The sequence below is a fragment of the Thioclava kandeliae genome (assembly GCF_040297545.1).
Taxonomy (GTDB): Bacteria; Pseudomonadota; Alphaproteobacteria; order Rhodobacterales; family Rhodobacteraceae; genus Thioclava; species Thioclava kandeliae.
In genome coordinates this window covers 399,600-425,934 of sequence record NZ_JAYWLC010000002.1, presented here as the reverse complement: position 1 = coordinate 425,934, position 26,335 = coordinate 399,600, and the positions used below count along the sequence as shown (strand labels likewise).

Here is a 26,335-nt window from a genome sequence, read left to right as displayed (position 1 = left end):
CAGCTCGGCCCGCCAGTCAGCACGAGGCCCGCTATGAGCTACACCATCAGTTGGGACACGATCCCCGCAACAGAACGGCATGGTCGAGCGCTTCATCCGGACCTTGAAGGAGCAGTGCGTGCATCGCCACCGCTTCGAGAGCATCCAGCACGCGATGCGCGTCATCGGCGACTGGATCAGCTTCTACAATAACCGCCGCCCTCATCAGGCCCTTGCCATGCGCACGCCTGTCGAGGCATTCAGATTAGCGGCCTAACCTGAGCAGATTCAGCTGGGTCAATATAGGTGCGCTGCTGCAAGGTCGAACGTCCGGTTCCGGGAAGTTGGCAAGTTTCCGGTAGTCGGAGCGAATGGTGGCTGCGGACCGGTCCTTCCACATCAGATGGCAGCAATGCGCGGTTCGCACGCTTACATCCCTTGCGCAGCATTGGTGCAGAAAGGCTCAAAGCAGTCCTTTGCTGAGGAATGGATGAACGGCGGCTCTCCGGTCAGTCTTAGCAATACTGCACGGTCAACGTTATCAAGAACAAACGGCAGTTTGCTGAGAATATGCATAAATTCCGGCAAAAGCTTCGAGGAGTGCTAATGTCTCGTTAGAAAGCACCGTAAAAAGGTAAAGCCTTCATTCTCTCTTCGTCTTCTTTGACGGCTTGAAGATCGTTCTCTGTTGGCAACAGATCTCGTTCCCGAAGTAGCGCCAGCGCTGATCTTCGTGGATTACGAACATTATCTTTTGTCCAAGCTTTTCTTCGAGCGTTTAGATAGCCACGTTTGTTCAAGAGCTCAGCCAACTCTCGATCCGGAAGGTTTAAATTGGACGGGCGCTCCAACAAAACGTGCGCGATATATTCTTGTATTTCTTTAGCTTTGAGTTGCCGCACTTTGCCTGACTTTTTCCCACCCCGACGAGAACTCGACACAGCCTTCGGCGTGGTCTCTTTTTTCGGAATAGCCTTCAACTTTCGTTTTGTGCCCTCCTGGATGTTGATCACACTTTTCTCTCCATTCCTGACATCAGAATAGAACAGCTTCTTTCCAATGATACGGTTACGCTGAAGAGAAAATATGTGTAGATCCGGGGCTTCCTTCCAAAACGCTTTCGCATCCACCGGCTGCCTGAATAAGCGCGTCGAATCATACACAAGCAAAAACGCATCATTATCCCAAGCATAAGCTACAGCGTTCCCTAGCTCGGAACTTTTCCATGGGTGGCCCGACTTTCCGACAGACTTCGTTTCCGAATAAACAGCCACGACCATGAAGCCTTTCTTGTCAGCAAATTCCTCCAAGAGAAGGCGCTGCTTTTCTAGGTTGGTTTGTCCCTCCTGCTTAAGAGTAGAAACTCGTGTATATATTACACATTTATTATTTATTTCAGGGTGTTGCTTAGGTGCCATGTGGTTTCTTCAGGTGCGGCATTTAAGTGACGATTTGTCGCCCGCATCTGAGCTATTTGGATTGGGGGAGCGCAAAACTTCACCGGTATCGCAACAGCCTTAGGCGGGTATTTCTACTTATAGCAAGTTGACGCGCAACCATCCGACAAAGGCACGGCAAAAATTACAAATTTTGCACCTTATTGAGAGTTTTGCCATTTTGAGCGGCCGACTTTCATCAATCGTTCATCTCTGATCTGATCACGCTCAGCTTCAAAGTCTACCTACTGATCTTGCCCTTAAAAGGTGGACTGCTCAACTGTAGCGGTCCAAGTAAAAGCGCCAGCACGAAACATCTCAGAGCCACAGAGAGAAAACCCAATTCGTTTAACAGACTAATTCGGATCATCCGTCAGGCAAGCTCCCGTTCTTGAAGCGTGGAAACGAGATTAGCGCCGAAGTGCGATGCAAGTAATTCCCGCAAGGCCAGCAGCGATTTACGGAGACGCGGACTACGGCGTCGACATTCTGACACAGTGGGCCCATCAACTGCGTGAGCAGTTTGAGCTGACTTAAAGCCACATCTGTTACTCGTGCCAAAAATTATCGAAACAGGCACAGTAAATATTCTCATCTTGCTACGTCAGAATGCACGTTGACGATTTGCAGATCCGGTTGGCAGACTTGGGTAGTCAATTAGCAAACCTAGCCTAACACTTTCTCCAAGATCATCTAGGCCCTCCGGCTCATGGCTCCAACTCCATGCGCCTCAATCCACTCATATGAGGCCCCAATTCCAGAGGCCCGACCATCCGGTGTCGTTAAGGCACCGCAACAGGGAGTCATGTCCGGTGACGAACGATCTCAAAACCATGGATCGCCGATCCTTCTTGAACCATTCGATCGGCTTCACGGCCGCACTCGGCACAACGTCCCTAGGGCTTAGTCTCGCTGCATCAGGTCCCGCGCAAGCGCAGACCAAACCGCTGGTGATTGCGGCGCCCGCCACCCCGCAGTCGCTCGATACGGAGTTTGACGGCTCGCTCGGCACTCTCGATATGATCGGCTGCCTCTATGACAGCCTTGTAGCGTTTGAAACTATACCTGACCCCGATATCGAAGGCGTCCTGCGCGAGGATGTCGCCGATTATCCGCACCTTCCCGGCGGTTTGAAGCTCAAAGGAAAGCTCGCCGAGAAGTGGGCCGTAGCGGAGGATGGCACCTGGGCCGAGTTCGATCTGCGGCAGGGCGTCATGTCCAACTGGGGGAACGAGCTGACGGCGGCGGATGTCGTCTGGACATGGGAACGGAAATTCGCCCTTGGAGCCATCGGCGGTTTCTTTACCAAGCTCCTTGGAATGTCCGGTCCTGAAAACGTGGCCGCAGTCGACAAATATAAGGTCCGCTTTACCCTGCCGCAGGCCAATCCGCTCCTGATGAAGCTGCAGGTCAATCTCTACAACAACATCCTCGACTCGACGAAATGCAAGGAAATGGCCACCGCGGATGACCCATGGGCGCGCGATTTTCTCGCCAATGAAAGCGCAGGCTTCGGTCCATATAAACTGGCACAGTTGGTGCGCGGACAGCAGGCCATGTTGGTCGGGCGCGAGGATTACTGGGGCGGGGCTCCTGCCATCACGCAGGTCGTCTATAAGGAGGTCCCGACCTCGGCCACCCGTGCGTCCCTCGTGCAGGGCGGGGCTGTGGATATCGCGCTGGTGCTGCAACCGCTGGAAATCGAGCAATTGCAGAAGGCCACCGGTGTCAGCGTTGCCTCGATCAAGGCCTCCCCGATGTTCTGGGCCGAGCTGAACACGAAATTCGAGCCCTTCGACAAGATCGAGGTGCGGCAGGCGATGAACTATGCCTTCCCGAAGGAACAGGTTCTGGAGACCATTTATCGCGGCACCGCGACGCTGATGGATGGTCCCATGCCGTCGATCTATCCCGGCTTCAAACCGACTGCGCAATACAAGCAGGACCTTGAAAAGGCCAAGGCACTTCTGGCGGAGGCAGGGCTGCCGGAAGGGTTCTCGTCCACCTTGGCTTACAACGCGGGCGACCCCATCCAGGAGCCGATGGCGATCCTTTATCAGACGGCGCTGCGCGAAATCGGCGTGGAAATCTCTCTGAAGAAAATTCCGGCTGGCACCTATTTCAACGAGGTCTCGGGCCGCACGCAGCCGATCATCTTCTTCACCGATACGCCATGGTGCCCAGATCCCGGCTATTCGATCCAGCTTTACTTCGACAGCGGGACCTTCTCGAACTACGGCAACTACAAGAACGATCGTGTTGACGAACTCCTCATCCAGGCCTCGAAGACCGCCGACAATGCCGCCCGTTTCGAGATGATGGCGGAAGCCGAGAAGATCATAGGAGAAGAAGCGCCATGGGTGTTCATTTCCTATCCGAATTTCACGGTAAATATGCGCTCGAACGTTAAAGGCATGACCTATTACACGTCGAATAATCTGCGTTTCCAAGATTTCACCTACGGCTGATCGCCTTCCGGTCAGGGCTGTTATGCCCTGACCCACCACTCCCCGATAGGAAGTCACCATGAGCCTTCAGGACACCAGTTCCGACTTTGTCGGGACCACGGCTTCCATGCCGCGCCACCCCTTTCGCGCACGCCTTAGATTTCTTGCAGATGTCGCGAGGGTCAGACCCGATTTCGCTCTTGGCTACGGGTTGATTGCGCTCATTATTGTGCTTGCCGCTTTTGCGCCGTGGATCAGCCCTTACGATCCGGTCGCCGCAGACCCGACATCCTATCTTCAGCCGCCCAGCTGGGCGCATCCCTTTGGCACGGACAACACCGGTATGGATATCGCCACCCGGCTTATCTATGCCCCGCGCATCGACCTTGCGATTGCCCTGCTTGGCACGGCGGCCTCGGCGCTGATCGGCATCCCGCTGGGGGCGCTTGTGGGCTATTATCAGGGCACGCCACGCGGCAAGGGGTTGTTTGCGGGCGCCGTCATGCGCGTGGCCGATGTGCTGCAGGCATTTCCCGTCTTTGTCTTCGCCATCTGCCTGGTTGCCGTATTCGGCCAGTCGATCGCCTCGATCGTTGCGGCCATCGCCTTCGTCAATATCCCGATCTATCTGCGGCTCATGCGCACACAGGTGCTGACGCTGCGCAGCATGCGCTTTGTCGAGGCAGCCTATGTCGCCGGTGCCTCGGACCTCACGATCCTGATCCGCCATATCATCCCGAACTCCATCGCGCCAGCGCTCTCGCAGCTTTCGATGAATATCGGCATGTCCATCCTGCTGACCGCGGCGCTGTCTTTCGTGGGCGCAGGCGTCGAGGCGCCGACGCCCGAATGGGGGTCGATGATCGCGGCAGGGTTCCAATCGGTCATGACGGGGCAATGGTGGCCCTCGGTCTTCCCGGGCCTTGCTCTTGGCATCTGCGTCTTCGGCTTCGCACTTATCGGGGGCTCGATCGAAGTTCTGGCCGACCCCACTGCCCGTCGCAAGCTAGCACAGGATGCACAGCGCCGTCTCATGCGTAAGGGAGTCTGACATGCAGATCATCCGCTATATCGGCAAGCGCCTTCTTTATGTCATTCCGCAGCTTTTGGGGATCCTCTTCATCAGCTTCTTCCTCATCAAGCTGATCCCGGGCGACCCTGCGGTGCTTATGCTAGGCCCCAATGCCACAGCCGAGGCTGTCGCCAAACTCAGGACCGAGATGGGGCTTGATCAGCCGGTCTTCAACCAATTCCTGATCTATCTCAACAACGTTGCCCATGGCGATCTGGGCATGTCGTGGCAATCGGCGCGACCGGTGCTGAGCGACCTTCTGGACCGCTTTCCAGCGACGCTGGAACTGGTGACGCTGTCGCTGATCGTTGCGGTGATTGTCGGTATGGGAATGGGGATCGCCTCTGCGATGCGCCCCAAAGGCATCCTGCGCAAGATCTCCAACTATTACGGGCTTCTGTCCGGAGCCGTGCCGGATTTCTGGCTAGCACTGGTGTTCATCTTCATCTTCTACTCAACCCTGCATTGGGCGCCCGCGCCGCTTGGCCGTTACTCGATCATGCTGCTACCGCCCGAGACGATCACCGGCTCGGTGCTGATCGACAGCCTGATCACCGCGCGGTTCGATGTGTTCTTCTCGGCGCTGGCCCATCTAGCCCTGCCGGTCGCTACGCTGGGGCTCGTGAATGCAGGCCCGATCCTGAAAGTCACGCAAAGCTCTATGGATCGCGCGCTTGCCTCCGATTTCATGGCCTATGCGCGGATGAACGGGCTGCCGCCCAAGATGATCCGCAAACAGGCGCTGCGGGCGGCTCTGCCCAATATCATCACCATCATCTCGGTGCTCTACAGCTTTACCGTCGGCGCGGCGGTTCTGGTCGAGATCGTCTTCGGCTGGGGCGGTGCCGGACAATATGCGGTGTCGGGCGTGCTCAATGCCGACCTCAATCCCGTGCTGGGCTTTGTGGTGTTCTCGGCCGCGCTCTCGCTCATCGTCTATCTGGTGGTGGATCTTCTCTATTACGCACTCGATCCAAGAACGCGGGGCTGACCATGACCATCCATCACAGCGAAACCCTGATCACGCCCGCCCTGCAGCTTGACCATATCAGCGTGGAATATCCCCGCTATGGCGAAAGCCCCCATGTCGCGATCCGAGACCTGTCACTGACCATCGCGCCCGGCGAGATCCTCGCGCTGGTGGGGGAAACCGGCGCGGGCAAGACCCTGCTGGCGCGCACGATCATGGGCGCCATCCCGGGTGGGGGCGACAGAACAACCGGAGAGATGGCCTATAATGGCCGCCCCTTCTCGGATCTCGGAGCGTCGGACAGCCCGATCAAACCCGCACGCGACATCTCGATGATCGTGTCGAACCCGAGACGCGAGTTGAACCCCGTGCTGACCGTCGGCCAGCAGATCACCAATGTCATCCGCCACCATCTCAGGCTTTCGGCCAAGGAGGCGCAGCATCGCGCCCTTGAAATGCTGCGAGCTGTTTCGATCCCAGATCCCGAACGCCGGATGGATGCCTATCCCCATGAACTGTCAGGAGGCATGGCACAACGGGTGGTTATTGCGATCGCACTTGCCTGCGATCCGGGGCTGGTCATCTCGGATGATGCCACCTCGGCTTTGGATGTGACTGTGCAGCTACAGGTGCTAGAGCTGCTGCAAAAGATGGTCAGCGGCAAGGACGTGGCAGCTTTGGTCATCACCCGTGATATCGCGATCGCGGCGCATTTCTGTGATCGCGTGGCGATCCTCTATGAGGGGGAACTGGTCGAGGTCGCCCCGCGGGAGGCCTTTTTCGACCGGCCGCATCACCCTTATTCCATTCTGCTGATGGCCGCCTTCGCCCATAGTCCGGAGCTGCGTGCGGCATGGACGGCAGAGCCGCTGTCCAGCGACCCGCCCCGCCCCGCCTGCAGCTTCGCTCATCGCTGTGTGCGACGGCAGTCGCGCTGTTTCAGCGAGGCGCCAATGCTGCGCACCACCGCGGACAACCGGCTGACCCGTTGTCATTTTCCGGTGGAGGGCTGACCCATGACACTTCTGAGTGTGCAAGATCTTGTGAAACATTTCCCGATCAGTGGGGCTTCGAAGGTGGTGAAGGCGCTGAACGGCGTCACGCTGGGTATCGAGCGCGGAGAGACGCTCTCCCTTGTCGGCGAATCCGGTTCGGGGAAAACTACGGTCGGACGTGCGGTCGTGGGCTTGATGGAGCCCACTTCGGGCGAGATCGTCTTTGACGGTAAACCCTTGAGCTGGCAGCGCAATATCCGCAGTCCGGAATTGCGCGGGCGTATCCAGTTCGTCTTTCAGGAACCCGCAGAGAGCTTCAACCCGCGCGAACCGGTCTTGCGCGCCATTATGGAACCCCTGCGCTATCTCGCCATCTCGCGCCATGACCGCGAGGTTCGTCTGCGCGAAGTGCTCGAGCTGATCCGTATGCCGCTGGCACTGGCCCAGCGGTTACCGGGCGATCTGTCACCGGGCCTCTTGCAACGCGCAGCCATCGGGCGTGCGATCATCACCCGCCCCGATCTCGTCGTGCTGGACGAACCGACCTCGGCACTGGACCCGACCGCACGGGCCGAGATCGTAGATCTACTGCGAAACCTGCAACGAAAGCTGGAAACCGCGTATCTCTTCATCTCGCATGATCTCAATACTGTGCGTTTTCTCAGCGACCGGATCTGCGTTCTCTATCTTGGGTCGGTGATGGAGGTCGGCCCGGCAGCTAAGCTCTTCAACGATCCCCGCCATCCCTATTCGCTCGGGCTCATGGATTCCGTGCTGCTGCCCCACCCCAGCCTGCGCACAGCCGCACGGATTTCGCTGTCAGGCGAGATCCCCTCGCCCGTCGACCTGCCCTCCGGCTGCCCCTTGGCCTCGCGCTGCCCTCTGGTCGAAAGTGCCTGCACCCGCGAGATGCCCGCCTCGGACTATCCCGAAACCGGTCATCGCGTGCATTGCCTCAACCATCACCAACGTGCCAACCGCACTCAAGGCCCCGACCAGTTCGCTCGCTTCCGCGAACTGTCCGATGCCATGCTGAGACAGGGCTTACCACTAAACGAACCGGCCTGAGCGCCGCGATTGCTATCATAAGGATACGAGTATGGAACTGACAGGTCGCAAGCTTCTCGTCACAGGAGCACAGCAGGGAATCGGCGAAGCCGTGGCACTGGCTGCAGCAAAAGCGGGCGCGGATGTCGCGCTGAATTACCTTGATGGTCAGGCCGAGACCGAAGCACTGGCCGAAAAGATCACCGCGTTGGGGCGCAAGGCGGTGGTGCTTCAAGCGGATATGTCCGAAATCGCCGCGCTTCCCGATCTGGTGGCGCGGGCCGCTGGCGGGTTAGGCGGGCTGGATCTGCTATGCAACAATGCCGGTATCTACCCGCGCATTCCCTTCTTGGAAATGACTGAAGAAATCTGGGACCAGACCCTGACCATCAACCTCAAAGCCTATGCCTTTCTAGCCAAAGCCTTTGCCAATCATCTGATCGCTTCGGGCGGAGACGGCGCAATCGTATCGATGACATCGCTTGCGGTGCAGGGATGGCTCGATTCGGCGCATTACGCCTCTTCCAAGGGCGGCATCGTCTCACTGACGCGCTCTATGGCGATGGAACTCGCCCCTTATGGCATCCGGGCGAATGCCATAGCGCCCGGCATCATCGACACGGCCCAGCCACGCTATGGCTACACCGAAGACCAGCTGAAGGATCTGGTTGCGGGCACTCTGGCCAAGCGCTTCGGCTCTGCCGCCGAGGTGGCGGACACCGCAATCTATCTTCTCAGTCCGCAAGCCAGCTTCGTCAATGGACAGGTCATGCATGTCAACGGCGGGGCTTTCTTCGCCTAAACGAAAGGGACTTTCATGGATATTGGTGTTTTTCTCCCCAATGGCCGCAACGGCTATATGATCTCCAAGGCCTCGAAGCAGTTCGACCCGAGTTTCGAGCAGAATCTGGAGATCGTGCACAAACTCGACCGCTACAATATGGAATTCGGCCTCTCGATGGTGAAATTCCGCGGGTTCGGCGGAGAGACCGGTTATTGGGATGCCGCGCTCGAAAGCTTCACGCTGACGGCTGCATTGGCTGCGGCCAGCAAGAACGTCAAGCTCTTCGCCTCCTCCGCTATCCTGTCGCTTCCTCCGGCAGTTGTGGCACGCATGGCCGCGACGATCGACAACGTTGCCCCAGGCCGGATCGGAGTCAATATCGTGACTGGGTGGCAACCGGCGGAATATACCCAGCAGGATCTTTGGCCAGGGGACGCATATTTCGGCTACCGTTACGATTACGCGTCCGAATATTGCACCATCCTGCACGAATTGTGGGAGACAGGGGTCAGTGACTTCAAGGGCGACCACTTCACGATGGAAGACTGCCGGATGCGTCCGATCCCGCGCAACAAGATCGAGATCGTGGCTGCGGGCCAGTCGGCACGCGGGATGCAGTTCGCGGCCGAACATGCGGATTACAGTTTCACCTTCTGCACCGGTGTGAACACGCCCACCGCCTTCAGTGGCACAAATGCGAAACTGGCGGAAGCGACGCAGGCAAGTGGACGCGATGTAGGCTCCTACGTTCTCGTCATGATCATCGCCGAGGAAACCGATGCCCTAGCGCAGGCCAAGTGGCAGAAATATTCTGATGCTGTCGACACCCAGGCGCTCAGCTGGATGGCAGAACAATCCGGTCGTGACAAGGACGCCTCCGAGACGTCTTCCGCCAAGCGGATCAACCTCCCTGTGGGCGCCGTCAACCAGAACACCGGCACACTTGTCGGCAGCTATGCCAGCGTTGCAAAGATGCTCGACGAGATGGCCGCTGTGCCCGGCACGAAGGGCATACTCCTGTCCTTCGACGACTACGACACAGGGCTCGATATCTTTGGCGAAAAGATCCAGCCTCTGATGCGATGCCGCCAAACAAAACTTGAAACCGTTTGAGATTTTGAGTTCCCATCGCGCATCAACGGCAATACTTGTAAGTCCTGGTGCGCGATAGACCTTCTGCCAGAACTCGGCTTGCGCTCGCGGGCCTTATCGGCCAACTCGCCATGTAGTCGATGCTCGTCAAACCCTATTTTGATAGAGCCGACGATCGCTAACGCGAACGCTGCGATCTTAGCACATCCCTACCCGACACACGTCACAGCAGCCGGTGCCCTCAGCCTATCGAAACAAGAGAAGAGCTGACATCATGCCACCTTTCAAAGACAGTCCCGGCGCACCTTTCCTTCGAGAACGCATCGGGGTGCTAGCCTACCTGAAAATTTAAAGTGATATCGCCTCCGAGGATAGCAGCCCACGCATCACCGCTCGGCGTTTCGGGCGATTTTCGGGACGTGATTCGGGTGCCGAAGCAATGTGCACTTCGTTGCCCAAGCTTGCTTCGGCAACGACTAAAAGCTACGTTGTAAAAATATTTTGGTGTCAGAAAATAGGCCAGATCAGGTGTCAGACTAAAAGCTAAGTTATTGATTTTATTATGACCATGTAGAGTTCAAACCTCTCCGGCAGCACCACTAAAGCCACCTCACAGAAACCGATTTGAGCGAGTATAGCTATGCTCATCCGTTTCCGGAGCGGATCTTTTTCACATCTCCAATCCCCTGCAAATTCCGGCGTCTTTAGGATTTCCGTCATGGAACAGCGCCTGCGCGGAGGCGCGCATTGTGTTTTGTGCCGCGATGGTAACAATGTCCGTCGTGAGGAATTTCGAGGGGGCAAAAAGCGATGGGGCTGCATCGGGGGGTCAAGCTGCGCCATGTGCGGGCATTTCTGGATGTGATCGACCAAGGCTCGATTTCGGCGGCCGCGCGCGGTCAGGGCATTTCACAGCCTGCACTGTCGAAGACATTGGCCGAGCTGGAGGCGATGCTGGAGGTGGAGCTTCTGTCGCGCGAGGGCCGCAGCGTGGGCCTGACGCCCGCAGGCCGCGCCTTCCGCCGTCACGCCCTACAAGCGCTGCAGCAGCTGGACACCGCCGTGGTGGCGGCCCAGGGAGGCACCTCATCGGATATGCTCAATGTGGGCCTTCTGCCCACCGTATCGGGCGGCATCTTCCCCCGTGCTGCACTCGAATTTGCCAAGGATCATCCGGGGCTCCGGATGTCGATGCTGACAGGACCGCACGGGTTCCTGCTGGGCCAGCTGCGCGACGGGCGGATCGATCTCATGGTAGGCCGGATGCCTGCACCCGAAGACATGCCGGGATTGCGTTTCGATTTCCTCTATCACGAGGAAATCGTGCTGGTGGGGCGCGCAGGCCACCCGCTGGCGGGCGCAAGCGGCGCACAGGTGCTGCAACAGGCAGAGCTGATCCTGCCCACGCAGAAATCCATCATCCGGTCTACAGTGGACCGCTTCCTGCTGTCGGCGGGAATCACCGAACCGAAGATGCGCTTCGAGACGGTTTCTCTGGCACCCGGTCTGGGGCTGGTCGAATCCTCGGATCTCTTGTGGTTCATCTCGCGCGGCGTGGTGCGCCGCGAGATTGAAAGCGGCACGCTGGAGGTAATAGATCTGGGAGCGCCCTTCCTTGCAGGATCGGTCGGGCTGACCATGAAGCAAAGCACTGCGGACAGGTTCGAGATTGGCGGGCTGGCCGAGGCTTTGCGTCACCAGATCATGCTGTCGGGACTGGAGCTGCCGCGCGAAAGACAGCTTGAACCATAACCCCCTTGTTATATTTCCCTCCGTGCTTTGTATTGGCCCCACACGCGGGCTTATGAAAAAACAACGCTCGGAGGACTATTCATGCACAGTTTTGATCGTATGGGCCGCAAGGTCCATTACCGGCTTGACGGGCCGGAAGACGCACCCGTTCTGGTGCTGTCGAATTCTCTCGGCACCGATCTCCGGGTCTGGGACGCGTTTTTGGCGGCCCTTCCGGGCCAATGGCGTGTGCTGCGTCTGGATAAACCGGGTCACGGCCTGAGCGATGCGCCCGCAGCCGATCTTACGATTGCCGAGCTGGCCGAAGATATCGCGGCGCTCTGCGACGCCTATGGGCTAAGGGATCTCAACTTCGTGGGCCTGTCGATCGGCGGCATGATCGGCCAAGAACTGGCCGCCACCCGCCCCGATCTGATGCGCGCGCTGGTGCTGATGGATACCGCCGCCAAGATCGGCACACCCGAGATGTGGACCACCCGCATCAACGCGATCCGCGAGAACGGGATCGTGTCGCTCGAGGCCGCGATCCTCGAGCGCTGGTTCGTGCCCGCTTTCCGCAAGACCGACCAGTTCGCGCTATGGCGCAACATGCTAATCCGCACCGATGACTTCGGCTATACCGCCTGCTGTGCGGCGATTGCGGCGGCGGACCTCACCGAGAGCACCCGCGCCCTGACCCTGCCGGTGATGGCAATGGCGGGCGATCAGGATGGCTCCACCCCGCCCGATCTGGTGCGGGCGACGGCCGCATTGTGCAATGCCGAGTTCCATCTGATCGAGAATGCGGGCCACCTGCCCTGCGTCGAACACCCCAAACACACGGCCGAGCTTATCGCGGCCTTCTTCAACAGGATCTGACCATGACCGAGAAAAGCTTCCGCTATGACAAAGGCATGGAAACCCGCCGCTCCGTGCTGGGCGATGCCCATGTGGACCGCGCCGAAGCGGGCAAAACTCCGTTTGACGAGCCCTTCCAGACGCTGATCACCGAGACCGCTTGGGGCAATGTCTGGTCGTCGGATAAAATTACCAAACGCGAACGCTCGATGCTGACACTGGCGCTTCTGGCCGCCACGGGAAATTTCGAGGAGATCCCGATGCATGTGCGCGCCACCGCCAATACCGGTGCCTCGCGTGACGATATCATGGAAGCTTTCCTGCATGTGGCGGTCTATGCCGGCGTGCCGAAGGCCAACCATGCGATCAAATTGGCAAAGCAGGTCTTTGCCGAACAGGAGGAGGAAGGCAAATAATGACCCACCCGCTGGCAAGACTGCAGGCCGATCAGGGCCCGCTGATCCCGCGCAACCGCGAGATCCACCCCGTCCCTTACGATCCGGGCTACAAGACATCGGTGGCACGCTCGCCCAACCAGCCGCTTCTGGCGATGGAATCCGGGCTCTCGGAGGAAACCGGTCCGACCTTCGGCCACTCGGCTTTCGGGCAATATGATAACAACCTGATCCTCAACTGGAACCGTGGCGCCGCCCCCGCCATCGGCGAGCGGATCATGATGCATGGCCGCGTGCTGGATGAAAACGCCCGCCCGGTGCGCAACACTCTGGTCGAGATCTGGCAGGCCAATGCCGGTGGCCGCTACCGCCACAAGAAAGACGGCTATCTGGCGCCGCTCGACCCCAATTTCGGCGGCTGCGGACGCACGCTGACCGACGAGAACGGCTATTACCAGTTCCTGACCATCCGCCCCGGCGCCTATCCCTGGCCCAACCGCGGCAATGACTGGCGCCCGATGCATATCCACGTCTCGGTCTTCGGCCACAGCTTCGGCCAGCGCCTGATCACCCAGATGTATTTCGAGGGTGATCCGCTGATCAATCTCTGCCCGATCGCCAAAACGGTGAAGGACCGCGCTTCGCTCGACCGTCTCGTGGCTCCGCTCGACATGGCGCATTCGCGCCCGCTGGACTATCTTGCCTACAAGTTCGACATCGTGCTGCGCGGTCGCCGCCAGACCATGTTCGAAAACCGTATCGAGGGGATGTAATCATGGTTCAACAACTCGACACTCTTCAGGAAAGCGCCTCGCAGACCGCAGGCCCCTATGTCCATATCGGCCTGATGCCCAGCTATACAGGCAACGGCCAGATCTATGACAGCGAACTGGGCCATTCGCCCATCGAGGAGGGCGCCGAAGGCGAGATCATCGAGATCGTCGGTGAAGTCATTGACGGCACCGGCTGGACGTTGCGCGATGCGCTCATCGAGAGCTGGCAGCCCGATGCCTCCGGCAAGTTTGCAGGTCAGGAGGGCGCCGACCCCAAAGTCTCGGGCTGGTGCCGTTTTGCCGCTGATGCCGAGACCGGTGAATTCACTCTGCGCACGGTCAAACCGGGCAAGGTGGCGCTGCGGGGCGGTGGCTTTGGCGCGCCGCATATCTCGCTGTGGGTCGTTGCCCGCGGGATCAATATCGGGCTTCAGACACGGATCTATTTCGAGGATGAGGACAACTCGGAGGACCCGCTCTTGAAACGTATCGAACAGCGCCCGCGCGTCGAGACGCTGATCGCCAAAAAGGAAGCGGATGGCAGATACCGCTTCAACATCCGCCTTCAGGGCGAAGGGGAGACGGTGTTCCTTGACATCTGATCTGGTTCAAAACGGGGCGGCCGATGTGTTCGGCCACCCGTGGCTCTCGGGCTCTTTTGCCGATGCCGAAGTCATGGCGCTCTGGTCTCCGGAGCGTCAGCTTGCGAATATGCTGGCCTTTGAGGCCGCCTTCAGCCGCGCTATGGGCCGGGCGGGACTGTTCGATGCCGATCTGGCCGATGAAGCCGCCAGCAGGATCGAGACTGCCACGCCCGATATGGCGGCCCTGCGCAAGGGGCAGGAAAATGACGGCGTTGTGGTGCCGGCATTGGTGGCCGAACTGAAAAAGGCTACGGGCCATGCCTCGGAGGCGGTCCATAAGGGCGCGACCTCGCAGGATGTTATCGACACCGCAATGATCCTCAGCCTGCGTGATACGTTGCGCCTGTTGCGTGCGCGGCTCGAGAGGCTGCAGGACGCGATGGACACGCTGGTGCAGGTCTATGGCGCCAAGCCCCTGATGGGCCGCACCCGTATGCAGGCCGCGACCGAGATTACCGTGGCCGACCGGATCGCGCCGTGGATGATGCCGCTGGCCACCCATATCGAACGCATCGACGCGCTGATGCCGCGGGTTGCACGGGTGCAGCTGGGCGGTGCGTCTGGCGACCGTAAGGCACTGAAAGACAAGGCCGCGATGGTCTCTGCCGATATGGCACAGGCGCTGGATCTGGAAGATGCGCCACGGGCATGGCATGCGATGCGCGGCTCGGTGACCGAAGCCGCCAGTTTGATGGCGCTGATTACCGGCACTCTGGGCAAGATGGGGCAGGATATCTGCCTGATGGCCCAGCAAGGCATTGACGAGATCGCCATGTCGGGCGGCGGCGGGTCGTCGGCCATGCCGCATAAGCAGAATCCCGTTCTGCCCGAACTACTGGTGACGCTGGCACGGTTCAACGCGGTGCAGGTCTCGGCCATGCATCAGGCAATGATCCACGAACAGGAACGCTCGGGCACGGCTTGGACGCTCGAATGGATGGTGCTGCCGCAGATCGCACAGGCCACAGGCCGCGCGACCACTGCCGCCCAGACCATCTGCGAGCGGATCAACCGCATCGGATAAGGAAAGGCCCGCCCCACCGGCGGGCCTTTTCGGTTACTTGGGCGAAGGAATCGGCGTGCCCGCCTTCAGAACCGACAGCACGATGGTGCGGATCACCTCGGCCCGCATCCAGCTCTGTCCCTCGGGGGTATAGAAATTATTCCCGAAATTTGCCGAAAACGTAATCTCGTTGGCGACATTGAACACGCTCGCCGCCGAAATCTGCCAGTGAACCCGTAGCGGATCGACATCCTCACGGAAAACACCCTGCGCGATTCCCGCCTGACAGATTCGCTCCAGAAGCAAAACCGCTGGCTTATTGGTATGCGGCATCTCGGCCATCTGGCGGATGTGGCGACCGTCATGGATATTCTCAATCATAACCAAACGCACAAAATCGGGGTTCGCCTTATGGTGGTCGAATGTGAACCCGATCAGCTTCTCCAGCGCCTCGATGGGCGGTAGGTTGTCCACATCCAAAGCACATTCGCCTTCGCGCACCTTGCGATAGGCGTTCTCGAGAACCTCTTGATAAAGCGCCTCTTTATCCTTGAAGTAATAGAAGATCATCCGCTTCGATGTCTTCGTTCTCTCGGCAATATCCTGCAGCCTCGCCCGCGAGAGACCATGGCGCGCGAACTCCTCCTGCGCCGCCGCCAGAATATCGGCTTTCACAGCCTCTGGGTTCTGCTTCCAGCCACGGGGGTTTCCTCCGACACCCATAACTTTCTCCTCCCTCTTCATAACCGCCAGACTCTACAATGGACCAGCGGGTACATTCTTCTTGACGAAATTAACCCGCTGGTCCATCACTATGTCAACACGTCGGATCGGGAGTCCCGACGCGGGAGGACATTACACATGAATACCGCAATCCAGACCAAGGATACCCTGCTGGCAGGCCTGATCGGCCGCGGCATCGGCCAGTCGCGCACCCCCGCGATGCATATGGCCGAAGCAAAGGCGCAGGGCATGGTCGGTCTGTATAACAAACTTGATATGGACGACCCGCTACGCGAGGGGATGACCCTCGAGCAGATGCTGGTCGGCGCCGAGAAGGCGGGCTATGACGGGCTCAACATCACCTACCCCTACAAGCAGGAAGTGATTGCGCTTCTGGACGAGTTGTCCGAGGGCGCGCGTTCCGTAGGTGCGGTGAATACCGTGGTCTTCAAGGATGGCCGCCGCATCGGGCATAATACCGACATGACGGGTTTTGCCGCGGGCTACCGTGCCGGTCTGGGCGATGCGCCAAATGACCATGTGCTGCTGGTGGGTGCCGGTGGTGCGGGCGTGGCCGTGGCCCATGCGCTGTGCGATTGCGGTGCCAAGCGCCTGTCGATCACCGATGTGGACCCCGCGCGCGCGCAGGCTCTGGCCGCGCAGGTCGCCAAGAACCGCCCGGCGACCCAAGTTGTGGCCGTTGCCTCGACCGACGAGCTGACCGGTGCGAACCGCCCGCAGGGCATGGTCAACGCCACGCCGATGGGCATGGCCAAACTGCCGGGCATGTCGGTGCCGGAGAGCTTCCTGGGCGCCGATATGTGGGTGGCCGATATCGTCTATTTCCCGCTCGAAACCGAGCTTCTGGCCAAAGCGCGCGCAGTTGGCGCACGCGTGATGCCCGGCTCGGGAATGACTGTGGGGCAAGCCATCGATGCCTTCAAACTGTTCACCGGCCGCACCGCCGATGGTGCGCGGATGAAGGCACGGTTCGAGGAATTCGATAAGTAAAGCTTCACTCTTCAGGGAGATGAGTGGAGACCCGAACGCAATCTAGGGAGGATGACATGCGTTTCAATCTCAAGGCAACCGCGGCACTGGCCGCACTGACCATCGGTCTCGCAGGCGCGGCTCAGGCCGAAACCACCATTCGCGTGGCCCATGTGGACCCCGATGACTGGCAGACCTCGAAAAAAGGTGCTGCGGCCCAGATCTTCAAGAATATCGTCGAGGGCGAGAGCGACCTGAAGGTCGAGCTGTTCCCCGCAGGCGCCCTCGGCAACGAGGACGAACTTGTTGCACAGGCACAAGAAGGCCTAACCCAGGTGGCGATCGTCTCGGGCGCAATGTCGAAGGTCTGCCCCGCAGCCTCCGTTCTCGACATCCCCTATATCTTCTCCTCGGCCCCCGTTGCATGGGATGTGCTGGACGGCCAGTTCGGCAAGGATCTGGCAGAGCACTGCCTCGACGAGACCGGCCTGCGCACGCTGGCCTATGGCGAGACGGGTTTCCGCAACTTCACCAACAATACCCGCGAGATCAAATCTCCGGCGGATATGAAGGGCCTGAAGTTCCGTGTGCAGCCGATCCCGCTCTATCTGGAAATGGTGAAGTCGCTGGGCGGCGAGCCGACCCCGATCGCATGGACCGAACTGCCCAACGCGCTGTCCACCGGCGTGGTTGACGGTCAGGAAAACCCTGTTGGCACGATCTATAACAACGGCCTGCACAAGCTGCAGAAATACATGACCCTCGACGGCCACGTCTATGGCGCGGACTTCATCGTGATCTCGGACGAGTTCTATGAGGGCCTCTCCCCCGCCGATCAGGAAGTCGTATCGAAAGCCGCCCGTATCGCGGGCACCATGGGCCGCGCGATCCAGGAATGGTCGACTGCCGATGGCGTGAAGAAGGTGCAGGAAGAGGGCATGCAGGTCTATTCGCCGACCACCGAGGAGATCAAGGCCTTCGCCGATGCGGCGCAACCCGCCGTGATCGACTACCTGCGCGGAGAACTGGGTCCGGATGCGGAATGGATCGACCGTCTGCAGACGGCTGTAGCCGACACGCAGGAATAACCCGTTTGTAACAAGTCAGGCTGGCGCGTCCGGGCGCGCCGGCCACTGTCGTCCAGGAAGGGCCTTCCCCATGCAGACGCTGATCAATGGCGCCCGTCGCATTCTCGGCTTCCTTGCCGGTCTGTCGATGGCCCTCGTCTTCGCGATCATCTTCATCAACTCGCTACGTCGTTATCTTGTGGGGCAATCGGTCCCATGGGGCGAAGAGCTGCCGATCTACCTGACCATCTACGGGGTGATGTTCGGCCTTGCGCTGGCCTATCTGAACGACAACCATATCCGGTTCACGATCCTCGTGGACATGATCTCGCGCAAGTCCCGCGAGACCCTGTATCTCTTCGTCGATGTGATCACCTTCGTCTCGGGCCTGCTGCTGGCCTATGCAGGCCATAGCTTCGCGATGAAACGCGGCAAGCTGGCCGCTTCGGGGCTTAAATCCACCGGCAACTGGCTGGCCCAACATACCGGCATCGACGCGCTGGTCTGGGTCGGCAAGGTCGGCACATGGCAATATGCCATCGCCATCGGCGGCGCGCTTCTGGCCGTGGCCGCCGTTCTGAAATTCATCGAGCGTCTTGGCACGCTGCGGAGTCTCTGACATGGCCTTTATCATTCTCATCGTCGGCCTACTGATCGGGGTTCCGATCGCCATCTCCATCATCGCCGCTCTCATGTTCTTCATGGCCACGGGCGAGGCACCCTATGCCATGCGCCTTGTGGCGACCGAAATGTTCAAGGGCATGAACTCCTTCCCGCTGCTGGCGATCCCGCTTTTCGTGCTGGCAGGCGAAGTGATGACCGAATCCGGTATCACCTCGCGTATCATCGCTTTCGCGAATGTGCTCGTAGGCCGTCTGCGCGCCGGCCTGGCGCTGGTCAATATCTGGGCCTCGGTGATCTTTGCAGGCCTGTCGGGTTCGGCTGTGGCTGATACCTCGGCGATCGGCCGCGTGTTCATCCCCGAAATGGAAAAACACGGCTATGACCGCGCCTATGCTGCCGCCCTCACCGCCGCGTCCTCGGTGATCGGCCCGATCATTCCCCCCTCGATCCCCGTCATCATCTATGCGCTGATCGTCTCCGGCGTCTCGGTGCCTGCCCTGTTCATGGCAGGCGTGGTGCCCGGCATCCTTCTGGCGATCTTCCTGTCGATCTGGGTCATGCTGACCGTGAAGATCGACAAGAACGCCCCTGCCAACGATCTGCCGCAGCAACCCGCGATGCAGGCAATCCTGCAGGGGATCCCGCCGCTCCTGATGCCGGTCTTCGTGGTGGGCTCGATCCTGCTGGGCATCGTGACGCCAACCGAAGCGGCAAGCTTTGCTGTGGCCTATGCGTTGTTCCTGGGTGTTTTCGTCTACCGCAATATCAAGATCTCCGCCCTACCCCGCATCTTCCGCGATGCGATGCGCGACAGCTCGGTCATCCTGATCATCATCGGGGCCGTCTCGGCGGCCAACTGGCTCCTTACCTATAACCGCCTGCCCAATATGCTGACGGAATGGGTGCTGGCCAATGTCGATAGCAAAACGGCCTTCCTGCTGGCGGTCATGGTCCTCTTCCTTGTGGTGGGCCTGTTCCTCGAAGGGATCGCGGCGATGCTGGTGCTGGTGCCGATCCTGCATCCGATCGCGGTGGGCCTTGGCGTCGATCCGGTCCATTTCGGGATCATCGTGATCTTCAACCTGATGATCGGCCTGATCACGCCACCGCTTGGCCTGTGTCTGTTCGTGGCCGAAGGGGTCGCCCAAGTCGGAATGGCACGGCTCATCAAGCAGATCATGCCCTTCTTCTTTGTCGAGGTACTGGTGCTTGCGATCCTCACCTTCGTGCCGCAAACGGTGACTTTCCTCCCGACCATTCTCGGTTACTAATAGGAAAAGGAGGGCTACGGCCCTCCTTTTCGCCCCTCTACGCCTCAAATTCCTCTGGAGTTATTCATGAAGACCTCGATTGCGACCGTTTCGATCTCCGGCTCTCTCACCGAAAAGCTGTCGGCCATCGCCGAAGCGGGCTATTCCGGCATCGAGATCTTCGAACAGGATTTTCTCGCATTTGACGGTGGTCCGAAAGAAGTGGGCCGGATGATCCGCGACAAAGGTCTCGAGATCACGCTGTTCCAACCCTTCCGCGATTTCGAATGTCTGCCCGAGCCCGAACGCTCCAAGGCCTTCGACCGCGCCAAACGCAAATTCGAACTGATGCGCGAGCTGGGCACCGATCTGGTGCTCTTCTGCTCGTCCTGCCATCCGCGCAGTCTGGGCGGCATCGACCGCGCCGCCGATGATTTTGCCGAGCTGGGCGTAATCGCGAAGGATATGGGCGTGCGCGTGGGCTATGAGGCGCTGGCATGGGGCCGTCATGTGAACGACCACCGTGACGCATGGGAAATCGTGCGCCGCGCGAACCATGACAATATCGGCCTGATCCTCGACAGCTTCCACACGCTGGGCCGCGGCATCGACCCCGAGAGCATCCGCTCCATCCCCGGCGACAAGATCTTCTTCGTGCAGCTGGCGGATGCGCCGAAAATCGATATGGACCTGCTGTATTGGTCGCGCCATTTCCGCAATATGCCGGGCGAAGGCGATCTGGAGGTCGAACGCTTCATGCGCGCGGTCGCGGCCACCGGCTATTCGGGGGCTGTCAGCCTCGAGATCTTCAACGACCAGTTCCGTGGCGGCAATCCCCGCACCATCGCCCGCGATGGCTACCGCTCACTGGTGGCGCTAATGGATGATGTCCGCCGCGCCGAACCCGATGTGGCGCTGGCGCCTGCGCTCGAGCCTGTGCCGATGCCGCCGCGTGTGCCCACCAAGGGCTTCGCCTTTGTCGAATTTGCCGCCCAAGGCGAGGCGCGCGATGATCTGGCCAAACTGCTGGGCACCCTTGGTTTCACCCGCATGGCCAAGCATCGCAACAAGGCGCTCGATCTGTGGCAGCTGGGAGATGTGCGCATCGTCATCAATGCCGAGACCGAGGGGCATGCCGGCAAGGCGTGGGTCGCCAATGGCACCTGTGTCTGTGATATCGGTCTGAAGGTCGGCTCTGCCGCCGATGCAGTGGCCCGCGCCACCGCACTCGGCGCGCATACATTCGAGCAGCCTATCGCTCCGGGCGAGATCCTTTTGCCCGCAATCCGCGGCCTCGGTGGTTCCGTCGTGCATTTCATCGGCGACGAGGAAGGCCATGACCGCGTCTGGGATGTCGAGTTCGAGCCGATCGCAGGGGCAAAGCCCGCGGCCCTCGGCGTGACCCGCATCGACCACCTCGCCCAGACCATGTCCTATGACGAGATGCTCAGCTGGACGCTGTTCTACTCGACGCTCTTCGACATGCAGAAATCGCCGATGGTGGATGTGATCGACCCCGACGGGCTGGTGCGCAGCCAGATTGTCGAGGCCTCCGATGGCGCGCTGCGGCTCACGTTGAACGGCGCCGAGACCCAGCGCACGCTGGCAGGCGAGTTCCTTGCCCGCAGCTTTGGTGCTTCGGTCCAGCACATCGCCTTCGAGACCGAAGACCTCTTCGCGCTCGCCGACGATCTGGCCGCGCGCGGTTTCGAGGCGCTGCCTATGTCGCCCAACTACTATGCCGATCTTGCGGCCCGTTTCGATTTCCAGCCCGAGCTGCTGGAGCGTATGAAGGCCGCCAATATCCTCTATGACCGCGACGAACGGGGCGAGTTCTTCCAGATCTTCTCCAAGCAGATGGCCGGCGGGGTGTTCTTCGAACTCGTCCAGCGCGCCACCGGCTATCGCGGTTTCGGGGGCCCGAATGCTCCGTTCCGCATTGCCGCCCAGAAACGTCTGGGCCGTATCAAGGGCATGCCCGAACGCTAAGACCTTTCCTCCCGGAAAGCGGCCCCGCCTTCTTCCTCCTCAGTCTCGGGCGGGGCCGACATGGAGAGGCTTGACGATTGTCCGGCGTCAGGGCTTGGTGTGGGGTCTAACCAATGAGGCCCCTATGCGCGACGCAACCCGCACCGTCCACCATCCCGCGATTGATGACAGCGGCTATGCCTCGCTCAGCCCTGCCACACAGCGCGCATCGACCATCGTCTTCGAGACCGCGCAGGACTATACCAACCGCACAAAGCGCGATCTGGATGGCTATTCCTACGGGTTGCACGGCACCCCCACCCAGCGCATCCTGCAGGCGCAGCTGGCTGCGCTGGAGGGGGCCGCGTATTGCGCGATCCTGCCCTCGGGACAGGCGGCGATTGCCGTGGTGTTTCTGGCCTGCCTGCAACCGGGCGATCATGTGCTTATCGCCGAGTCCGCCTATCCCCCCGTGGCGGGCCTGTGCCGTAATTTTCTGGCGCCGCGCGGGGTGACATGGTCCAGCTATCCGCCACGCATCGGTGCGGGGATCGCCGCCCATATCCGCCCCGAGACAAGGTTGATCTGGATGGAGAGCCCCGGCTCGACGACGATGGAACTGGAAGACATTCCCGCGATCACAGCGGTGGCCCGCGCGAAGGGCATCCAGACCGGCATCGACAATACATGGGCCACGCCCCTGCTCTTCAAACCGCTGGCGCATGGGGTGGATTTCTCGATGCAGGCGCTGACCAAATATGCGGGCGGGCATTCCGACCTGCTGATGGGGTCGGTGGCGGTACGCGAACGTGCCCAATATCAGGCCCTGCGCGATGTGATGCGAATGCTGGGCTATCATACCGCGCCCGATGCGGTCTCGCTGGTGCTGCGCGGGCTGGAGACGATGGCGGTGCGGCTCGCACATGCGGGCCGTGTGGCAACCGAACTGGCGCGCGAGATCGAAAGCAGCCATGATTATCCGGTGCTCTGCCCTGCCCTCCCCTCGCATCCCGACCACGCCCTTTGGGCGCGCGATTTCCGCGCCGGATCAGGGCTGTTCTCGGTGGTGCTGACCGCGGAGCAGGCAGCTCACCTTCCCCGTGCACTCGATACGCTGGAGGTTTTCGCGATCGGCGCCTCTTGGGGCGGCACGCGCAGCCTGATCGCACCGATGAGCGTCGACGGGCGCACTCCTCCCGACCCACGGCTCTATCTGCGGCTGTCGATCGGCATGGAGGACCCTGCCGATCTGCGCGAGGATCTGGTGCGGTTCTTTGCGGCGCTGGCGCCCTGATCAGCCGTCGCAGGCGCAGCCCGCTCCTTTATGGCACTGTTTGGAACGGCTGATACAGCTATTCCCGCAGGCCTTACCAGCATGACACGTCTTGCAGCAGGCGGCATAGACCTCCCCCTTGTGCCCGCCGAAGACCTCCAGCCGGTCGAGGAAGGTTTTTGCCGCAGCCGAAGGCACTGGCAGGGAGGCCTCCTGCGCGGCCCCCACAAACGGAATCACACACATTGCCAGAACGATCGAGAACCGCATTTTACCCTATCCATTCGTCGAAACAGCAACCGAGCTATGTCGTGGCACCGTCCGAAAAGGAAGCAGGCCCATCAAATTCGACAGGATTTTTCTCCGCACGCCATTTGCAAAGCGCCATTTTTTTGAACGATTGATGTCGATCTGCATGAAAATCTGATCTGTATGGCGATTTTTTAGAAAATTCGTTCCTAGCTGCTCAGATTTCCTCCCCGCGCAGCCCGCGAATCTGTCACAAAGAACGTGTCGCCCGGCAATGGCGCCGCGACACAGAATTTCGTCCCGCTGACTGGGACTATGAGCAAAGCCGCTCGATGATACTGGCCCGAAACATGGCCTGGTCATCGGCGGCTTTTTTTATTTTTCGGCTTTGCTGCATGGCAGCCCGCAAAGGAAGTGACATGAAGAAAATTCTCCTCGGCCTCGCCGCCAGCACCCTTCTTGCAAGCCCGACTTTTGCAGAAATGCTGGATCTCGAAAAAGACCAGCTGACCTTCGGCTTCATCAAGCTGACCGATATGGCACCGCTCGCCGTGGCCTATGAAAAGGGCTATTTCGATGATGAGGGCCTCTTTGTCACCCTTGAGGCGCAGGCCAACTGGAAAGTGCTGCTGGATGGCGTGATCTCCGGCACGCTCGACGGGGCGCATATGCTGGCGGGCCAGCCGATCGCCGCGACCATCGGCTATGGCACCAAAGCCCATATCGTCACCCCCTTCTCGATGGATCTCAACGGCAACGGCATCACCGTCTCGAACGAGGTCTGGAACGAGATGAAGGCCAATCTGCCGAAAGACGCGGATGGCAAGATCAAGCACCCGATCTCCGCCGAGGCGCTCAAGCCGGTGGTTGAAAAATACAAAGCCGCAGGCAAGCCCTTCAACATGGGCATGGTCTTCCCCGTCTCGACCCATAACTACGAGCTGCGCTACTGGCTGGCGGCTGGTGGCCTGAACCCGGGCTATTACTCGCCCGAAGACGTGAAGGGCCAGATCGACGCGGATGTCTTCCTGTCCGTTACCCCGCCGCCGCAAATGCCCGCGACCCTCGAGGCAGGCACCATCTCGGGCTATTGCGTGGGCGAGCCGTGGAACCAGCAGGCCGTGTTTAAGGGCATCGGCGTGCCGGTCGTTACCGATTACGAGATCTGGAAGAACAACCCCGAGAAGGTCTTCGGCCTGACCGCCGAGTTCATCGACCAGAACCCCAACACGACGATCGCCATCACCAAGGCGCTGATCCGCGCCGCGATCTGGCTCGACGAGAACGACAACGCCAACCGTCCCGAGGCCGTGGAAATCCTCTCGCGCCCCGAATATGTCGGCGCCGATGCAGAGGTCATCGCCAACTCGATGACCGGCACCTTCGAGTATGAGAAGGGCGACAAGCGCGACGTCCCCGATTTCAACACCTTCTTCCGCCACAACGCGACCTATCCCTTCTATTCGGACGCGGTATGGTATCTGACGCAGATGCGCCGCTGGGGCCAGATCCCCGAAGCCCATCCCGACACCTGGTATGACGAGGTCGCGAAATCGGTCTACAAGCCCGAGATCTACCTGAAAGCCGCCCGTATGCTGGTCGAGGAAGGCAAAGCCAGCGAGGCCGACTTCCCCTGGGATAGCGACGGCTACAAGGCGCCGACCCCTGCTGCGGATGTCATCGACGGCATCGGCTATGACGGCAAACAGCCCAACGCCTATATCGACAGCCTGCCCATCGGCCTGAAAGACGCACAGACCGTCGAAGGCGCCGAAGTCAAAGGCTAAGCGCACCGTCCGGCGGCCAGCCCGCCGGACATTCCCCCCATTCCTCCGGCATCCAGACGCCATATCGCCCCAAAGGATCCGATCATGACCGCCATCGACCCGCAATCGCTTGAAACGACCGATACCAAGGCCCGCGAAGAACGCCGCGCCCGCATGTTCACCCGCATCAACCGCGCCGATGGCTGGTTCAAGGTGCTGGGTCTGGCCTGGATCACCCCGATCCTGAAAATCATGGCAGGCGACAACCCCCGCACCCAGGGGCGCGAGATCTGGAAGCTTCTGGGCGTGCCGGTTCTGGCCATCGTGGCCTTCCTCGTGGCTTGGGGCACGCTGGCGCCCAAAGTGCAGACCTCGCTCGGTGCGATCCCCGGCCCTGTGGCCGTCTGGGGCGAGGCTGTGGCGCTGAATGACGACGCCATCGCCAAGGCCGAGAAACGCGACAGCCATTACGCGCGCGTCGAGGCCCGCAACGAGAAACTGATTGCGGCCGGCAAGGCCGATCAGGTCAGGGACATCCCCTATACCGGCGCGCCCTCCTATTACGACCAGATCTGGACCTCGATCAAAACCGTGTTCTTCGGCTTCCTGATCGGCTCGGCCATCGCCATTCCGCTGGGCATCTTCGCCGGCCTCTCGCCCTATGCCAATGCGGCCATCAACCCGCTGGTGCAGATCTTCAAGCCGGTCTCGCCGCTGGCATGGCTGCCGATTGTGACCATGGTCGTCTCGGCGCTCTATGCCACCAATGACGGGCTGTTTGCCAAATCCTTCCTCGTGTCGGCCATCACCGTGACGCTCTGCTCGCTCTGGCCCACACTGATCAACACGGCCCTCGGTGTGGCCTCCATCGACAAGGACCTGATCTCGGTCTCCAAGGTTCTGAAAATGAACACCTATACCAAGATCACCAAGCTGGTTCTGCCCTCCGCCCTGCCGCTGATCTTCACCGGTCTGCGTCTGTCCCTGGGTGTGGGCTGGATGGTGCTGATCGCCGCCGAGATGCTGGCGCAGAACCCCGGTCTTGGCAAATTCGTCTGGGACGAGTTCCAGAACGGCTCCTCGCAATCGCTGGCCCGGATCATCGTCGCAGTTCTCACCATCGGCATCATCGGCTTCCTGCTTGATCGCGTGATGTTCGCTCTGCAGTCGCTCTTCACCTTCTCGAACAACCGGTGAGC

Annotated in this window: 24 protein-coding genes and 1 pseudogene; 22 read left to right on the top strand and 3 right to left on the bottom strand. The window is 60.1% G+C overall.

Annotated elements, in window-relative coordinates:
* Positions 1–67 precede the first annotated feature (67 nt).
* A pseudogene (locus VSX56_RS04690) lies at positions 68–256 on the top strand (integrase core domain-containing protein); the annotation flags it as partial.
* A 337-nt stretch (positions 257–593) separates the two neighbouring features.
* Here the strand turns inward: VSX56_RS04690 and VSX56_RS04685 are convergent.
* The gene (locus VSX56_RS04685) at positions 594–1,397 is read right to left on the bottom strand and encodes a recombinase family protein (protein ID WP_350935186.1); all 804 of its coding nucleotides are present in this window, start codon (positions 1,395–1,397) and stop codon (positions 594–596) included.
* 830 nt (positions 1,398–2,227) lie between these two features.
* On the opposite strand from VSX56_RS04685, the gene VSX56_RS04680 reads away from it, so the two are divergent.
* The 13 genes from VSX56_RS04680 to VSX56_RS04620 all read left to right on the top strand — a co-directional run bounded on the left by VSX56_RS04680 (position 2,228) and on the right by VSX56_RS04620 (position 15,247).
* A complete protein-coding gene (locus VSX56_RS04680; protein ID WP_350935184.1) occupies positions 2,228–3,883 on the top strand; it encodes an ABC transporter substrate-binding protein in 1,656 nt (551 codons plus the stop codon).
* 58 nt (positions 3,884–3,941) lie between these two features.
* A complete protein-coding gene (locus VSX56_RS04675) occupies positions 3,942–4,913 on the top strand; it encodes an ABC transporter permease (protein WP_350935181.1) in 972 nt (323 codons plus the stop codon).
* A gap of 1 nt (position 4,914) precedes the next feature.
* Positions 4,915–5,925, top strand: a complete 1,011-nt coding sequence (locus VSX56_RS04670) for an ABC transporter permease (protein WP_350935179.1) — start codon at positions 4,915–4,917, stop codon at positions 5,923–5,925.
* 2 nt (positions 5,926–5,927) lie between these two features.
* Positions 5,928–6,917, top strand: coding sequence for an ABC transporter ATP-binding protein (locus tag VSX56_RS04665; protein WP_350935177.1), 990 nt, complete (start codon positions 5,928–5,930; stop codon positions 6,915–6,917).
* A 3-nt stretch (positions 6,918–6,920) separates the two neighbouring features.
* A complete protein-coding gene (locus VSX56_RS04660; protein WP_350935175.1) occupies positions 6,921–7,967 on the top strand; it encodes an ABC transporter ATP-binding protein in 1,047 nt (348 codons plus the stop codon).
* A 31-nt stretch (positions 7,968–7,998) separates the two neighbouring features.
* Positions 7,999–8,748: an SDR family NAD(P)-dependent oxidoreductase gene (locus VSX56_RS04655; protein WP_350935173.1), complete on the top strand. Its 750-nt coding sequence runs from the start codon at positions 7,999–8,001 to the stop codon at positions 8,746–8,748.
* Between the two features lie 15 nt (positions 8,749–8,763).
* Positions 8,764–9,843: a pyrimidine utilization protein A gene (rutA, locus tag VSX56_RS04650; protein ID WP_350935171.1), complete on the top strand. Its 1,080-nt coding sequence runs from the start codon at positions 8,764–8,766 to the stop codon at positions 9,841–9,843.
* Between the two features lie 789 nt (positions 9,844–10,632).
* On the top strand, positions 10,633–11,574 hold the full coding sequence (locus VSX56_RS04645) for a LysR substrate-binding domain-containing protein (RefSeq protein WP_350935169.1): 942 nt from the start codon (positions 10,633–10,635) through the stop codon (positions 11,572–11,574).
* A gap of 81 nt (positions 11,575–11,655) precedes the next feature.
* Positions 11,656–12,432, top strand: a complete 777-nt coding sequence (gene pcaD / locus VSX56_RS04640) for a 3-oxoadipate enol-lactonase (protein ID WP_339113348.1) — start codon at positions 11,656–11,658, stop codon at positions 12,430–12,432.
* A 2-nt stretch (positions 12,433–12,434) separates the two neighbouring features.
* Entirely contained in the window at positions 12,435–12,827 is a 393-nt protein-coding gene (gene pcaC / locus VSX56_RS04635) for a 4-carboxymuconolactone decarboxylase (RefSeq protein ID WP_339113349.1), read from the top strand.
* Positions 12,827–13,579 carry a protocatechuate 3,4-dioxygenase subunit beta gene (gene pcaH, locus VSX56_RS04630; protein WP_339113350.1) on the top strand — a complete coding sequence of 251 codons (753 nt, stop codon included), beginning with the start codon at positions 12,827–12,829 and terminating at the stop codon, positions 13,577–13,579. Before pcaC ends, pcaH begins: the two co-directional genes overlap by 1 nt.
* A 2-nt stretch (positions 13,580–13,581) precedes the next feature.
* Complete coding sequence (gene pcaG / locus VSX56_RS04625; RefSeq protein ID WP_350935166.1) at positions 13,582–14,181, top strand: protocatechuate 3,4-dioxygenase subunit alpha; 600 nt, start codon at positions 13,582–13,584, stop codon at positions 14,179–14,181.
* Positions 14,171–15,247: a 3-carboxy-cis,cis-muconate cycloisomerase gene (locus tag VSX56_RS04620; protein ID WP_350935164.1), complete on the top strand. Its 1,077-nt coding sequence runs from the start codon at positions 14,171–14,173 to the stop codon at positions 15,245–15,247. The genes pcaG and VSX56_RS04620 overlap by 11 nt, the downstream gene beginning before the upstream one ends.
* A gap of 33 nt (positions 15,248–15,280) precedes the next feature.
* Here the strand turns inward: VSX56_RS04620 and VSX56_RS04615 are convergent, their stop codons facing one another.
* Positions 15,281–15,949 (bottom strand): TetR/AcrR family transcriptional regulator, encoded by a 669-nt coding sequence (locus VSX56_RS04615; RefSeq protein WP_339113353.1) that lies wholly within the window; start codon positions 15,947–15,949, stop codon positions 15,281–15,283.
* Between the two features lie 138 nt (positions 15,950–16,087).
* Here VSX56_RS04615 and VSX56_RS04610 point away from each other — a divergent pair, with 138 nt between their 5' ends.
* The 6 genes from VSX56_RS04610 (at position 16,088) to VSX56_RS04585 (ending at position 23,142) form a co-directional block, all read left to right on the top strand.
* Positions 16,088–16,960, top strand: a complete 873-nt coding sequence (locus tag VSX56_RS04610) for a shikimate dehydrogenase (RefSeq protein WP_339113354.1) — start codon at positions 16,088–16,090, stop codon at positions 16,958–16,960.
* A gap of 56 nt (positions 16,961–17,016) precedes the next feature.
* Positions 17,017–18,027 (top strand): TRAP transporter substrate-binding protein DctP, encoded by a 1,011-nt coding sequence (gene dctP, locus VSX56_RS04605; RefSeq protein ID WP_339113355.1) that lies wholly within the window; start codon positions 17,017–17,019, stop codon positions 18,025–18,027.
* Positions 18,028–18,097: 70 nt separating this feature from the next.
* Positions 18,098–18,625, top strand: a complete 528-nt coding sequence (locus tag VSX56_RS04600; RefSeq protein ID WP_350935160.1) for a TRAP transporter small permease — start codon at positions 18,098–18,100, stop codon at positions 18,623–18,625.
* Position 18,626: 1 nt separating this feature from the next.
* On the top strand, positions 18,627–19,901 hold the full coding sequence (locus VSX56_RS04595) for a TRAP transporter large permease (RefSeq protein ID WP_339113357.1): 1,275 nt from the start codon (positions 18,627–18,629) through the stop codon (positions 19,899–19,901).
* 66 nt (positions 19,902–19,967) lie between these two features.
* Positions 19,968–21,869: a bifunctional sugar phosphate isomerase/epimerase/4-hydroxyphenylpyruvate dioxygenase family protein gene (locus VSX56_RS04590; RefSeq protein WP_350935157.1), complete on the top strand. Its 1,902-nt coding sequence runs from the start codon at positions 19,968–19,970 to the stop codon at positions 21,867–21,869.
* 124 nt (positions 21,870–21,993) lie between these two features.
* The gene (locus VSX56_RS04585) at positions 21,994–23,142 is read left to right on the top strand and encodes a trans-sulfuration enzyme family protein (protein ID WP_350935155.1); all 1,149 of its coding nucleotides are present in this window, start codon (positions 21,994–21,996) and stop codon (positions 23,140–23,142) included.
* Here VSX56_RS04585 and VSX56_RS04580 read toward each other — a convergent pair whose 3' ends face one another.
* Positions 23,143–23,391, bottom strand: a complete 249-nt coding sequence (locus VSX56_RS04580; protein WP_339113360.1) for a hypothetical protein — start codon at positions 23,389–23,391, stop codon at positions 23,143–23,145.
* Positions 23,392–23,789: 398 nt separating this feature from the next.
* On the opposite strand from VSX56_RS04580, the gene VSX56_RS04575 reads away from it, so the two are divergent.
* Entirely contained in the window at positions 23,790–25,157 is a 1,368-nt protein-coding gene (locus tag VSX56_RS04575; RefSeq protein WP_339113361.1) for a CmpA/NrtA family ABC transporter substrate-binding protein, read from the top strand.
* Positions 25,158–25,241: 84 nt separating this feature from the next.
* Complete coding sequence (locus VSX56_RS04570; protein WP_339113362.1) at positions 25,242–26,333, top strand: ABC transporter permease; 1,092 nt, start codon at positions 25,242–25,244, stop codon at positions 26,331–26,333.
* Positions 26,334–26,335: the final 2 nt, after the last annotated feature.